General features: G+C 58.7%; 14 protein-coding genes. 10 read left to right on the top strand and 4 right to left on the bottom strand.

Translation table 11 applies throughout. From position 1 onward, the window contains the following. The first annotated feature begins 23 nt into the window (after positions 1-23). From srlA to gutQ, 7 genes are all read left to right on the top strand, one after another. Positions 24-587, top strand: coding sequence for a PTS glucitol/sorbitol transporter subunit IIC (gene srlA, locus SP68_RS05365; protein ID WP_022065932.1), 564 nt, complete (start codon positions 24-26; stop codon positions 585-587). Further along, positions 584-1,555, top strand: coding sequence for a PTS glucitol/sorbitol transporter subunit IIB (gene srlE / locus SP68_RS05360; RefSeq protein WP_012540783.1), 972 nt, complete (start codon positions 584-586; stop codon positions 1,553-1,555). The genes srlA and srlE overlap by 4 nt, the downstream gene beginning before the upstream one ends. Positions 1,556-1,568: 13 nt before the next feature. Next, complete coding sequence (gene srlB, locus SP68_RS05355; RefSeq protein ID WP_008806160.1) at positions 1,569-1,931, top strand: PTS glucitol/sorbitol transporter subunit IIA; 363 nt, start codon at positions 1,569-1,571, stop codon at positions 1,929-1,931. Positions 1,932-1,943: 12 nt separating this feature from the next. Continuing rightward, positions 1,944-2,723 (top strand): sorbitol-6-phosphate dehydrogenase, encoded by a 780-nt coding sequence (srlD, locus tag SP68_RS05350; RefSeq protein ID WP_008806161.1) that lies wholly within the window; start codon positions 1,944-1,946, stop codon positions 2,721-2,723. A 124-nt stretch (positions 2,724-2,847) separates the two neighbouring features. Next, positions 2,848-3,207: a transcriptional regulator GutM gene (gene gutM / locus SP68_RS05345; protein WP_023298118.1), complete on the top strand. Its 360-nt coding sequence runs from the start codon at positions 2,848-2,850 to the stop codon at positions 3,205-3,207. A 67-nt stretch (positions 3,208-3,274) separates the two neighbouring features. Further along, positions 3,275-4,048 carry a glucitol operon DNA-binding transcriptional repressor SrlR gene (srlR, locus tag SP68_RS05340; RefSeq protein WP_012540780.1) on the top strand — a complete coding sequence of 258 codons (774 nt, stop codon included), beginning with the start codon at positions 3,275-3,277 and terminating at the stop codon, positions 4,046-4,048. Then, on the top strand, positions 4,041-5,006 hold the full coding sequence (gene gutQ / locus SP68_RS05335; protein WP_008806164.1) for an arabinose-5-phosphate isomerase GutQ: 966 nt from the start codon (positions 4,041-4,043) through the stop codon (positions 5,004-5,006). Before srlR ends, gutQ begins: the two co-directional genes overlap by 8 nt. Here gutQ and norR read toward each other — a convergent pair. Continuing rightward, positions 4,969-6,519 (bottom strand): nitric oxide reductase transcriptional regulator NorR, encoded by a 1,551-nt coding sequence (norR, locus tag SP68_RS05330; RefSeq protein ID WP_040968817.1) that lies wholly within the window; start codon positions 6,517-6,519, stop codon positions 4,969-4,971. The two genes, gutQ and norR, sit on opposite strands and share 38 nt — an antisense overlap. A 187-nt stretch (positions 6,520-6,706) precedes the next feature. On the opposite strand from norR, the gene norV reads away from it, so the two are divergent. Both norV and norW read left to right on the top strand, forming a co-directional pair. Next, on the top strand, positions 6,707-8,155 hold the full coding sequence (gene norV, locus SP68_RS05325) for an anaerobic nitric oxide reductase flavorubredoxin (RefSeq protein WP_032731130.1): 1,449 nt from the start codon (positions 6,707-6,709) through the stop codon (positions 8,153-8,155). Further along, entirely contained in the window at positions 8,152-9,285 is a 1,134-nt protein-coding gene (norW, locus tag SP68_RS05320; protein WP_038421691.1) for an NADH:flavorubredoxin reductase NorW, read from the top strand. Before norV ends, norW begins: the two co-directional genes overlap by 4 nt. A 193-nt stretch (positions 9,286-9,478) precedes the next feature. Here norW and SP68_RS05315 read toward each other — a convergent pair whose 3' ends face one another. Beyond that, positions 9,479-10,426 (bottom strand): hydroxyacid dehydrogenase, encoded by a 948-nt coding sequence (locus SP68_RS05315; protein ID WP_008806168.1) that lies wholly within the window; start codon positions 10,424-10,426, stop codon positions 9,479-9,481. After that, the gene (locus SP68_RS05310; protein ID WP_040968818.1) at positions 10,423-11,118 is read right to left on the bottom strand and encodes an RraA family protein; all 696 of its coding nucleotides are present in this window, start codon (positions 11,116-11,118) and stop codon (positions 10,423-10,425) included. The genes SP68_RS05315 and SP68_RS05310 overlap by 4 nt, the downstream gene beginning before the upstream one ends. A 166-nt stretch (positions 11,119-11,284) precedes the next feature. On the opposite strand from SP68_RS05310, the gene SP68_RS05305 reads away from it, so the two are divergent. Beyond that, positions 11,285-12,001: an IclR family transcriptional regulator gene (locus SP68_RS05305; RefSeq protein WP_008806170.1), complete on the top strand. Its 717-nt coding sequence runs from the start codon at positions 11,285-11,287 to the stop codon at positions 11,999-12,001. A gap of 39 nt (positions 12,002-12,040) precedes the next feature. Here SP68_RS05305 and SP68_RS05300 read toward each other — a convergent pair whose 3' ends face one another. Beyond that, positions 12,041-13,375, bottom strand: a complete 1,335-nt coding sequence (locus SP68_RS05300; protein WP_022065928.1) for an MFS transporter — start codon at positions 13,373-13,375, stop codon at positions 12,041-12,043. Between the last annotated feature and the right edge of the window lie 52 nt (positions 13,376-13,427).

Below are 13,427 nucleotides of genomic sequence, written 5' to 3'. Positions count from 1 at the left end.
ATAACACGCTGAAGGAGAGAACAATGATTGACGTCGTTACCCACGGCGCGGAGTGGTTTATCGGCCTGTTTCAGAAAGGCGGCGAGGTATTTACCGGCATGGTGACCGGGATCCTCCCCTTACTGATCAGCCTGCTGGTGATCATGAACGCGCTGATCAACTTTATCGGCCAGCAGCGGATCGAAAAACTGGCGCAGCGCTGCGCCGGAAATCCGATCTCCCGCTATCTGCTGTTGCCCTGCATCGGCACCTTCGTTTTTTGTAACCCAATGACCTTAAGTCTCGGCCGCTTTATGCCAGAGAAGTACAAGCCCAGCTATTACGCGGCGGCGTCCTATAGCTGCCACTCGATGAACGGTCTCTTTCCACATATCAACCCCGGCGAGCTGTTTGTTTATCTCGGCATCGCCAACGGCCTCACCACGCTTGGCCTGCCGCTTGGTCCCCTGGCGGTGAGCTATCTGCTGGTTGGCCTGGTGACCAACTTCTTCCGCGGCTGGGTCACCGACCTGACCACCTCTATTTTCGAGAAAAAAATGGCGATTCAGCTTGCCCGGAAAGTGCATCTGTCAGGAGCGACATCATGACCCGCATTCGTATTGAGAAAGGCACCGGCGGCTGGGGCGGCCCCCTTGAACTCGACGTCGTCGAGGGCAAAAAGATCGTCTATATCACCGCCGGCACCCGCCCGGCGATCGTTGACCGCATCGCCAGCCTGACCGGCTGGCAGGCGGTGGACGGTTTTAAAGAGGGCGAACCGGCGGAAAGCGACATCGGCGTGGCGATTATCGACTGTGGGGGTACCCTGCGCTGCGGGCTCTATCCCAAGCGCCGTATCCCTACGGTGAATATCCATGCCACTGGCAAATCGGGGCCGCTGGCGCAGTATATCGTCGAGGATATTTACGTCTCCGGGGTGAAAGAAGAGAACATCAAACTGCTGGAAGATAGCGGCGAGACGGCAGCGCAACCACTCCCTGCCGCGGGCCGCGATTATGACGCCAGCAAAAAGATCACCGAACAGAGCGACGGCCTGCTGGCGAAGGTCGGGATGGGGATGGGATCGGTGGTGGCGGTACTGTTCCAGGCCGGACGCGACACCATCGACACGGTGCTGAAAACCATTCTGCCGTTTATGGCCTTCGTCTCGGCGCTGATCGGCATCATCATGGCCTCCGGCATCGGCGACTGGATTGCCCACGGCCTGGCGCCGCTTGCCAGCCATCCGCTGGGGCTGGTGACCCTGGCGCTGATCTGCTCCTTCCCGCTGCTGTCGCCGTTTCTCGGCCCCGGCGCCGTTATCGCCCAGGTCATCGGCGTGCTGATCGGCGTCCAGATCGGCCTTGGCAACATTCCACCGCACCTCGCCCTGCCCGCGCTGTTTGCCATTAACGCCCAGGCCGCCTGCGATTTTATCCCGGTAGGCCTGTCGCTGGCCGAAGCCCGTCAGGATACCGTGCGCGTCGGCGTGCCGTCGGTGCTGGTCAGCCGCTTCCTCACCGGCGCGCCAACCGTGCTGATCGCGTGGTTCGTTTCCGGATTTATTTACCAGTAAGAGGTTCCTGAAGATGACCGTCATTTACCACACCACCATTACCCGCATCGGCGCCTGCGCGACGATGGCGCTGGAAGAGCAGATGCTGATCACCTTCCGCGAGGGCGCCCCGGCGGATATCGAAGAGTATTGCTTTATTCACAACCACGGCGAGCTTGCCGGCCCCCTGACGCCGGGCGCAGAGCTGCAGCTCGGCGACAGGCGTTATCCGGTGACCGCCGTCGGCGAGGTCGCCGAACAAAACCTGCGCGAGCTGGGCCACATCACCCTGCGCTTCGACGGCCATCGTGAAGCGGAGTTTCCCGGAACCGTTCACGTCGCCGGCCCGGTGCCGGATGCTATCGCGACCGGCTGCGTACTGAAATTTGTTGCTTAGAAGGAGAGAAAGATGAATCAGGTTGCTGTTGTCATTGGTGGCGGACAAACCTTAGGAGAGTTTCTGTGCCGCGGTCTGGCCGCCGAGGGGTACCGCGTGGCGGTGGTCGATATTCAAAGTGAAAAAGCCAGCCGCGTCGCCCAGGAGATCAACGCTGAATATGGCGAAGGCACGGCATACGGCTTCGGCGCCGACGCCACCAGCGAAGCCAGCGTCACTGCCCTGGCTCACGGGGTGGATGAGATTTTCACGCGCGTCGATCTGCTGGTGTACAGCGCCGGGATTGCCAAAGCGGCGTTTATTAGCGACTTCGCGCTGGGGGATTTCGACCGCTCGCTGCAGGTGAACCTGGTGGGCTATTTCCTCTGCGCCCGCGAGTTCTCGCGGCTGATGATCCGCGATGGCATTAAAGGTCGCATCATTCAGATCAACTCGAAGTCCGGCAAAGTGGGCAGTAAGCACAACTCCGGCTACAGCGCGGCGAAGTTCGGCGGCGTCGGGCTGACCCAGTCGCTGGCGCTGGATCTGGCGGAGTACGGTATTACCGTCCATTCGCTGATGCTCGGCAATCTGTTGAAATCGCCGATGTTCCAGTCGCTGCTGCCGCAGTATGCCACCAAGCTCGGCATTGATGAGAGCGAAGTCGAGCAGTACTACATCGATAAGGTGCCGTTGAAACGCGGCTGCGATTACCAGGATGTGCTGAACGTGTTGATGTTTTACGCCAGCCCGCAGGCGTCGTACTGCACCGGGCAGTCAATTAACGTTACCGGCGGCCAGGTGATGTTTTAAAAGGTTCCCGGATGGCGCTGCGCTTATCCGGGCTACAAAAATGTCGGTCGGGTCAGGCGCTAGCCGCCACCCGACAAAAAACGGTACCCGGGTTTTACCCGGTACCCCACCTTCAGGAGACATTATGGTTACCACATTAATCACCGTCGCCGCTATCGCCTGGCTGACTCAGCTGGCTTTCGGCGGCTGGCAAATTCGCCGCTTCAATCGCGCTTTTGATAGCCTTTGCCAGCAGGGCCGCGTTGGCGTCGGCCGTTCCTCCGGGCGCTTTAAACCACGCGCGATTGTCGCTATCGCCGTCGATGAAAACGATCGTATTTGCGATACGCTGTTGATGAAGGGTCTCACCGTCTTCGCCAGCCCGCAAAAAATCCCCACGCTTAGCGGTAAACATCTCAAGGAATTGCAGCCTGATGTGATCTTTCCCAATGATCCGCTCTGTCAGAATGCACTATCATTAGCGCTTAATCCGAAACATGCATAATTTCGTTGTGAAAGTTAATATCTTGCGAAATTATCACTTCGAAACTTAAACGCAGGATACAACGCCTATGAAACCACGTCAGCGCCAGGCAGCCATTCTCGAGCACCTGCAATCGCAGGGCAAGTGCTCGGTCGAAGAGCTGGCGCAACACTTCGACACCACCGGCACCACTATCCGCAAGGATCTGGTGATTCTGGAGAATGCCGGGACCGTCATCCGCACCTACGGCGGCGTAGTGTTGAATAAAGACGAGGCCGACCCGCCTATCGACCACAAGACGCTGATCAACACCCACAAGAAAGCGCAGATTGCCGAGGCCGCCGTGCGCTACATCCACGATGGCGATTCAATCATCCTCGACGCCGGCAGCACCGTGCTGCAGATGGTGCCGCTGCTGAGCCGCTTCAATAACATCACGGTGATGACCAACAGCCTGCATATCGTCAACGCCCTTTCCGAGTTCGATAACGAGCAGACCATCCTGATGCCGGGCGGCACCTTCCGTAAAAAATCGGCTTCATTCCACGGCCAGCTGGCGGAAAACGCCTTCGAACAATTCAGCTTCGACAAGCTGTTTATGGGTACCGACGGCATTGATCTGGTGGCGGGCGTCACCACCTTTAACGAGGTCTATACCGTCAGTAAGGCGATGTGTAACGCCGCCCGCGAAGTGATCCTGATGGCCGACTCATCCAAGTTTGGCCGTAAAAGTCCCAACATTGTCTGCGGCCTTGAACGCGTGGATAAATTGATTACCGATGCCGAGATTGACCCTGAATTCCAGCGGGCGCTGGAAGCCAAAGGTATTGAAGTCATTATTACTGGAGAACATCATGAGTAACTTTTTGTTAGAGGCCGGACGCCAGACCCTGATGCTTGAGCTGCAGGAGGCGAGCCGCCTGCCGGAACGCCTGGGCGACGACTTCATCCGCGCGGCGGAAACCATCATCCACTGCGAGGGCAAACTGATTGTCTCCGGTATCGGTAAATCCGGCCACATCGGTAAAAAGCTGGCGGCAACCTTCGCCAGCACCGGCACCCCGGCCTTTTTCGTCCATCCGGCAGAAGCCCTGCACGGCGATCTCGGTATGCTCGATAGCCGCGACGTGATGCTGTTTATCTCCTACTCCGGTAGCGCAAAAGAGCTGGATCTCATCGTGCCGCGGCTGGAAGAGAAATCCATTCCGCTGCTGGCGATGACCGGCAAATCCACCTCGCCGCTGGCGCTGGCGGCGAAAGCGGTGCTGGATATCGCCGTGGAGCGCGAAGCCTGTCCGATGCATCTGGCGCCGACCTCCAGCACCGTTAACACCCTGATGCTGGGCGACGCGCTGGCGATGGCGGTGATGCAGGCGCGCGGTTTCAATGAAGAAGATTTCGCCCGTTCCCACCCGGCGGGCGCCCTCGGCGCGCGTCTGCTGAATAAGGTGCATCACCTGATGCGCCGCGACGAAGAAGTGCCGCGGGTCGATGCCGGGGCCAACGTCATGGACGCCATGCTTGAACTCAGCCGAACCGGGCTCGGCCTGGTGGCGGTCTGCGATGAAACCAACCGCGTGCAGGGCGTTTTCACCGACGGCGACCTGCGCCGCTGGCTGGTTGCTGGCGGTACGCTCAACGATAGCGTCACTCGGGCGATGACCCGCAACGGCGTAACGCTGCAGGCGGAAAGCCGCGCGGTGGAAGCCAAAGAGCGGCTGATGAAACACAAAATCAGCGCCGCGCCGGTGGTGGATGAAAACGGCCAACTGGTCGGCGCCATCAACCTGCAGAATTTTTACCAGGCAGGGATCCTTTAAGCCCCAGACGTTTCGCCAGCCGATGCAGGTTGGCGACGTCCAGCTCCAGCGCACGGGCGGTCGCCGCCCAGTTGCGCTGGTTCGCCTCCAGCGCGCGGCTAATCGCTTCCCGCTGAAAAGAGTCGGTCGCCTCGCGTAGATTGACGTTTCCCGTCGCCGGCACCGCTGCCGCCGTCTCAGTCGGCAACATCGGCGCGGCCACCGCAAACTGGAAATGCTGCGGCTCCAGCACCACTTCATCGCCGGCCTGGGTGGCCCGCGCCAGCACCACCGCCCGGTGAATAGCATGCTCCAGTTCGCGCACGTTGCCCGGCCAGGACCACTGCTGCAGCCTGTTTCGCGCCGCTTCGCTGAGTATCACCCGCGCCAGCCCCATCCGCAGGCGGCACTGCTCACAGAAATAGCCCGCCAGCAGCACCACATCGCTGTCCCGCTCGCGTAGCGCCGGAACCGACAGCGGGAAGATGCTCAGGCGATGGTACAGGTCGGCGCGAAAGCGCCCTTCCACCACCTCCTGGCGCAGATCGCGGTTCGTCGCCGCCAGCACCCGCACATCGACCCGCAGACTGCGGTCATCGCCGACGCGCTGAATATCGCCATACTGCAGCACGCGCAGCAGCTTCGCCTGCAACGCCAGCGACAGTTCGCCAATTTCATCAAGGAACAGGGTGCCGTTATCAGCCATCTCAAATTTACCGCTGCGGTTGCTGATAGCCCCGGTAAACGCCCCTTTCACATGGCCAAACAGCTCGCTCTCCGCCACGCTTTCCGGCAGCGCCGCGCAGTTGAGATAGACCAGCGGGTTAGCCGCCCGCGGAGAGCCCTGATGCACCGCCTTCGCCACCAGCTCTTTCCCGGTGCCGGTTTCGCCGCTGATCAGTACGTTTAGGTCCGAGGCGGCGACGATATCGATCTCTTTTTTCAGCTGCAGCATGGGCGCTGACAGGCCGATAATCTCCTGACGCTCAGGCTGCGCGTCATTCACCGGTTGCACCGGCAACACGTTTTGCGCCTCAAGGCGGGCAATAAGCAGCGCGTTATTCAATGCCCCGGCCACCAGCGCGGCAATCAGCCGCAGCTCTTCATCGCTGAAGCTATCGAAACGGTCAGCATCCATGCCGTCAAGAGTCAGCGCGCCAATCAGCGTCTGCCCGGCAAACAGCGGCAGGCCAACGCAGGCGTGAACCTTCAGGCTCTCATGACCGGGGATCAGCCCGTCATAGGGGTCGGGCAAATCGCTATCCGCCGGGAAGCGCACCACATCCCCGGCACGCGCAATCGCCTCAAGCCGCGGGTGTCCTTCCAGGGCAAAGCGCCGACCAAGCACATCCTGCGCCAGGCCATCGATCGCCAGCGGCACAAACTGATGCGCCTCATAGCGCAGCAGCGCCGAGGCATCGCAGCCGAGGATCTGCCGCAGGGTAGTAATCAGGCGCGAAAAGCGGTCGGTGTGACCAATATCGCTTTGTAAATCAATGGCGATTCTCGCCAGCTCGTCGACGGAAAAACTCATTGCCGCTCCATTGTCATTTTGACAACACGCATTGTCATATCGACTATTTTAGCCATTGTCATTTTGACAGCAATCAAAATCAGAAAAAATTAAAAATAGCTAATTATCAATGAATTAAAAAGTTGGCATGCAACTTGATATAAGCCAGTCAACTGAGTTTAAACACACTGTATTGATTGAGGTTGCTATGTCTATTGCGGTTAAAAATAACATTCTTTGGGTTGGCCAACGTGACTGGGAAGTGCGTGATTTCCACGGCACCGAATATAAAACGCTGCGCGGCAGCAGCTACAACAGCTATCTCATCCGCGAAGAGAAAAACGTGCTGATTGATACCGTCGATCATAAATTCAGCCGCGAGTTCGTGCAGAACCTGCGCAGCGAAATCGATCTCGCCGACCTCGACTACATCGTCATTAACCACGCCGAAGAGGACCATGCCGGCGCGCTGACCGAACTGATGATGCAGATCCCGGATACGCCGATCTACTGCACCGCCAACGCCATCGACTCGATCAACGGCCACCATCATCATCCTGAGTGGAACTTCCACGTGGTGAAAACCGGCGATACTCTCGATATCGGTAATGGTAAACAGCTGATCTTCGTGGAAACGCCGATGCTGCACTGGCCCGACAGCATGATGACCTACCTGACCGGCGACGCGGTGCTGTTCAGCAACGACGCCTTCGGCCAGCACTACTGCGACGAACACCTGTTCAACGATGAAGTGGACCAGATTGAACTGTACGAACAGTGCCAACGCTACTACGCCAACATCCTGACGCCCTTCAGCCGCCTGGTGACGCCGAAAATTACTGAAATCCTCGGCTTCAACCTGCCGGTGGAGATGATTGCCACCTCCCACGGCGTGGTCTGGCGCGATAACCCGACGCAAATCGTCGAGAAATACCTCGAGTGGGCGGCGGATTATCAGGAAGATCGCATCACGATTTTCTACGACACCATGTCCAACAACACCCGTATGATGGCGGACGCCATTGCCCAGGGGATCACCGAAGTTGACCCGCGGGTGGCGGTAAAAATCTTCAACGTCGCCCGCAGCGACAAAAACGACATTCTCACCAACGTTTTCCGCTCGAAAGGTGTGCTGGTGGGCACCTCCACCATGAACAACGTGATGATGCCGAAAATCGCCGGGCTGGTGGAAGAGATGACCGGGCTGCGTTTTCGCAATAAACGCGCCAGCGCCTTTGGCTCACACGGCTGGAGCGGCGGCGCGGTAGACCGCTTGTCCACCCGCCTGCAGGATGCCGGCTTTGAGATGTCACTGAGCCTGAAAGCCAAATGGCGCCCGGATATCGACGCACTGGAACTGTGCCGCCAACACGGTCGTGACATCGCCCGCCAGTGGGCCCTCTCTCCGCTGCCGGTTGCTGAAGCAGCGACAACGCCGGAACAACAGGACTGTGCCTGTGCCGCCGCCGCGGCCGCTGACCTCGGTCCCATGATGCAGTGCAGCGTGTGCCAGTGGGTCTATGACCCGGCGAAAGGCGAACCTAACCAGGATGTCCAGCCGGGTACGCCGTGGAGTGAAGTGCCGGACAATTTCCTCTGCCCTGAGTGTTCTCTTGGCAAAGATGTCTTTGACGTACTGGCGACGGAGGCAAAATGAGTGATGGCATCGTCATCATCGGCTCGGGCTTCGCGGCCCGACAGCTGGTGAAAAATATCCGTAAGCAGGATACGCAAATCCCGCTGACCTTAATCGCCGCCGATAGCATGGATGAATACAACAAACCCGACCTCAGCCATGTCATCAGCCGCGGGCAGAAGGCCGACGATCTGACCCTGCAAAGCGCCGGCGAGTTCGCCGAGCAGTATAATCTGCGTCTGTTTCCCCATACCTGGGTGAGCGATATCGACGCCGAAAACCGGTTAGTGAAGAGCCAGGATAACCAGTGGCGCTACGACAAACTGGTACTGGCCACCGGGGCGACGCCGTTTATCCCGCCGGTACCGGGACGCGAGCTGATGCTGACGCTGAACAGCCAGCGCGAATACGGCGCGGCGCAGAGCCAGCTGCACGACGCCAGGCGGGTGCTGATCGTCGGCGGCGGCCTGATTGGCTGCGAACTGGCGATGGATTTCTGCCGCGCCGGTAAAGCGGTAACGGTAGTCGATAACTCAGCCAGCGTGCTGGCGGCGCTGATGCCGCCGGAGGCCAGCAGCCGCCTGCAGCATCGGCTTACCGAGATGGGCGTACATCTGATGCTGAAAACGCAGCTCGAAGGGCTGGAACACACCGCCGACGGCATCCGCGTCAGCCTCGATCGCCAGCGCGCGATAACCGTCGATGCGGTGGTGGCCGCCGCCGGCCTGCGCCCGGAAACGTCGCTGGCGCGCCACGCTGGATTGCAGATTAACCGCGGCGTGGTGGTCAATAACCAGCTGCAAACCAGCGACCCGGCGATTTACGCCCTCGGCGACTGCGCGGAAATCAACGGTACGGTACTGCCGTTCCTGCAGCCGATTTTACTCAGCGCCATGTGCCTGAGTAAAAACCTTCTGGCGCAGACGGGCGAGCTCACATTGCCGCCAATGCTGGTGAAAGTGAAAACCCCGGATCTGCCGCTGCATCTGGCCGGCGACACCCGCCGCGACGATCTGACGTGGAATATCGTGGCCGCCAAAGAGGGGCTGGTGGCGAAAGGCCTGGATGCAGAGAATCAACTGCGTGCCTTTGTGGTCAGCGAAGACAAGATGAAAGAAGCCTTTGCGCTGCTCAAGCAACTGGTGAGTTGATTACCGTCCAGGCAGCCCTGTTTTGCCGGGTGGCGCTACGCTTACCCGGCCTACGGAGGCCGCCCGTAAGCTCATATACTGTAGGCCCGCGCAAGCGCAGCGCCGCCGGCGCAGGGGCGGCGTCTGGCCGCTCCCTGCGCCACGGAAAACAGAGTGCCGAAAAATTAACCGGGAGCGCAGGTTCGGTTAACACTCAAAACGTTGTTTCTGTCTGAGCCGACTCCTGCAGCACCTGCAGAATGTTGGCTGCGGCGGCGGTCCCCATTTTCACGTAAGAGGCATCGCTAACGCCACCCACATGCGGAGACAGAATGACATTATCAATCGCCTGCCAGATATGCGGCGTGGTGAGTGGTTCACTGTGAAAGCTGTCGAGCGCCGCCCAGCGCAAGGTCCCCGCTTTTAATGCTGCGGCCAGCGCCACATCGTCAATCAACCCGCCGCGCGCAGTATTCACCAGGATAGCGCCCGGCTTACACTGCGCCAGCGTGGCGGCATTGATCATTCCTCTGTTATGTTGCGTCAAGGGACAATGAAGGGACAGAACATCGGCCTGCATCAGCAGGTCTTTGAGTTCGTCAACACGTTCACATTCCGGCGGGACCGTTTTCGCGTAGGGATCGTAAGCCAGAACCTTCATACCAAAGGCGACGGCAATTTTCGCCACACGGCTGCCAATAGCGCCGAGGCCGACCAGTCCCAGCGTTCTGCCCTCAAGTTCGAGTGATTTATGCGTTGATTTATCCCAGTGCCCTTCACGCAGGCGGCGGTCAAGCGGAATGACCGACTTGGCACAGGCCAGAATTAACGCCCAGGTGTGTTCGGAAACCGCGGCGGCATTGGCCCCCGTCGCCGCGCGAACCATTATGCCGCGCGCGGTGGCCGCCTCAACGTCAATGACATCAATGCCGCTGCCATGTTTGGCAATCACCTTCAATGCCGGGGCGGCATCCATGACGGCGGCCGTGATTTTGCCATAGCGCACCAGTATCGCGAGCGGATTGTGCTGCTGGCACAAGGCTATCAGCTGGGATTCTGTTGGCTGGCGGCCGGCAAAGACAAGCTCGTAATCTTCCAGCATCTCCAGCGCTGCTGCAGCCAAATCGCTGCCGGTAATCAGGATGACGTTTTTAGCGCTCATGGCAGTGTCTCCCCTTCGCTCAGCATCCCTGCCTGACGCAGAGCGCTCTCCAGCCAGTGCGGACGAAGGTCGCCGTCGCGGATAGCAACCAGACGTTTTGATTCCATCGCCAGTTTGCCTTTCGCCAGTTCGATGATGGTGCGAACTTCATCGCGCGGGATAACGACCACGCCGTCAATATCCCCTACCACTAAGTCACCTGCCTGCACGGCGGCGCCACCGACTGAAATAGCGTGATTGACCCTGCCTGGAATGAACTTGGTGGGGCCGCACGGATTCAGGCCGGCGGCGAAAACCGGAAAGAGTTGGTTACTTAAGGTTTCCGCATCGCGAACGGCACCGTCAATGATAATCCCTGCGATACCGCTGGCCTGGGCCAGCGTGGCCATGATCTCTCCCAGCAGCGCGCAGGAGAGATCGCCCTTCCCGTCGATGACCAGCACATCGCCAGGTTTGGCGACGGCCATTGCGGCGTGAATAGCGAGGTTATCCCCCGGGCGGACCTCTACGGTAATCGCTGGCCCGGCAACCGCCATATGCGGCGCCAGCGGCTTGATGCGGCCATGTAATGTGCCACGGCGTCCGGCCACGTCAGCCAGAATGGCGGCCTGAAATTCGGCGGCCTGGCGGACCTCTTCCGCGTCAACACGCGCAATATCAAAGTTGATGAGTTTCTGTTGCGAAGCAGGCATGGTTACTCTCCATTTGTTTTACTAGATACAACTCACGTGTACTATATAAAACAACTATACGAACATTGCTTCGCTTTTCGCCAGTGTTGCGAAGTTGTTTGTGATGTAAACACGAAGTTACTCACAAAATTCAGGTACAATTTTGTTCGGCAAAAAGGAGAACATGATGGGGAATGAAGGCGTAATTGCCGTTGAAAAGGCGCTGGCTTTACTTGATTGCTTCCGTCCCGGTAATGACAGTCTGACGTTAACGGAGCTGGCCCAGCTTTCGGGATATCACAAAACAACCGTTTATCGCCTGATGAATTCGCTTGAGCGAATGAACTACATCATCCGGCACGACGATGGCACCTATACGCTCGGCCACCGTCTGCTCTATCTCGGCAAGCTCTATGAGCAATCATTTGAACTTGCCAGAGTCGTACAGCCGGAATTGCAGGCGCTGTCACAGGCCTCCAGCGAAAGCGCGAGCTGGTATGTGATTGAGGGGGGACAGCGCCTGTGTCTGTTCCGCGCCGAAGCCTCCCAGGGATTACGCCACAGCAACCTGCCCGGCAGCCAGTTCCCGCTGGATGGTTCCGCTATCAGCAAGGTTTTACGCCACTGGGGATTGGGTGAATCGTTGCAGGAAGACGAACCGACGCTGCCGTTCTATACCTCCGGCGCGCGCGACCCGCACACCGCGGCCTTCGCAATGCCGGTGTTTGGCGTCCACGATAAACTGATCGCGGCGCTGGCCCTGACCGGGCCGGCATCGCGTCTGACGGAAGATCGTAAAGAAAACGGCATCAGCCAGCTCATGCAGGAGACGGCCAACCGCCTGTCGCTCAAGCTAGGCGCCAGCAAGCCATTCTGCGAAAGGTTTTACGGTCTGAAAGAGTAAGATTGGCTAAGAAGGCGGGAAAAATCCCGCCTTTGCTTATTAATGGGTCATCTGTTTTTCCTGCCTGGCAGTCTGCGAGTAACGCCGTCCCATGGCCAGCACCGCAATGCCGCCTGCCAGACACAAGGCGGCCAGCGGCAGCATCGCCAGCGTATGGCTTCCTGTCCGTTCGCTAATAATGCCATAGGCATTCACCATCACCGCGCCGCCAATCAGGTTGGCGATCGCGCCGATGGCCGCCAGCCCGGCGGCGGCTGACGTGCTGCTCATCCAGCCCGATGCCAGCGCCCAGAAGGGGCCCTTCGCCGCATAAGCGCCAATCAGTATGGTACTGAGGATCATAATGGTGGCCGGAAGCGACAGATTGATAAACGCCGCGAACACGCCAGCCGCAATCATAAAGAGGGTAAGCGCCGTGTGCCAGCGGCGTTCATTTTTCCGGTCCGAACTGCGTCCCCAGACAATCATCAGCACCGACGCCAGTCCATAGGGGATGGCATTCAGCAGCCCGGTGGTCAGGTTATCAAGATGGAACGACTTCAGCAGCTGTGGAGACCAGACGCTAAGCGTGGTGCCGGCAGACGACGCACCGGCGTAAATCAACGCCATCAGCCAGATTTGGCGATGCTTCAACAGTTGCCATGTGGTGGTATGGCCGATCTGTTTCTGCTGTTGGCGCTCCGCCTGAAGCGTGTTTTCCAGCCACGTCTTCTGCCGGTCGTTTAACCAGCCAGCCTGATGCGGGCGGTCGCGCAAAATAAAGAAAGCGGCAATCCCCAGCAGCACCGCCGGCAACCCTTCAATAATGAATAACAGATGCCAGCCGCGCAGCCCTAACCAGCCATCCAGCATCAGGATCAGCCCTGAAAGCGGTGAGCCGATAAAGTTAGCCAGCGGAATGGCCACCATAAAAGAGGCAATAATACGCGCACGGTAGCGTGACGGGATCCACCAGGTAAGATAGAGTACCACGCCCGGAAAAAAGCCCGCTTCGGCAGCGCCCAGTAAAAAACGGACGATGTAAAGGGAGGTGGTGTTCTGCACCAGCGCCATACACATCGATACCACTCCCCAACTGATCATAATGCGCGGGATCCACAAGCGCGCCCCCACCTTCTGCATCGCCAGGTTGCTGGGCACCTCAAAGATAAAATAGGCGACAAAATACAAACTGCTGGCGAAGCCAAAAGCCGCCTTACTCAGGCCCAGATCCTCATTCATCTGCAGCGCAGCCATACCAATATTGCCCCGGTCAATAATCGACACCAGGTAGCTGACAACCAGGAAAGGCAGGATGCGCCAGATAACCCGCCGCATGGTCTCTTTTTCCAGCGCATCGTTATCGATAGCGCGGTTCGGTAATTGATCGGTCATGGTTTCCTCGCAGGGTTTCATTATGTTTATCAGGAAAACGATGTAGTGACGA

This window comes from Klebsiella variicola (assembly GCF_000828055.2).
In the GTDB taxonomy this organism is placed as follows: domain Bacteria; phylum Pseudomonadota; class Gammaproteobacteria; order Enterobacterales; family Enterobacteriaceae; genus Klebsiella; species Klebsiella variicola.
This window is presented reverse-complemented; position numbering and strand designations above follow the sequence as displayed.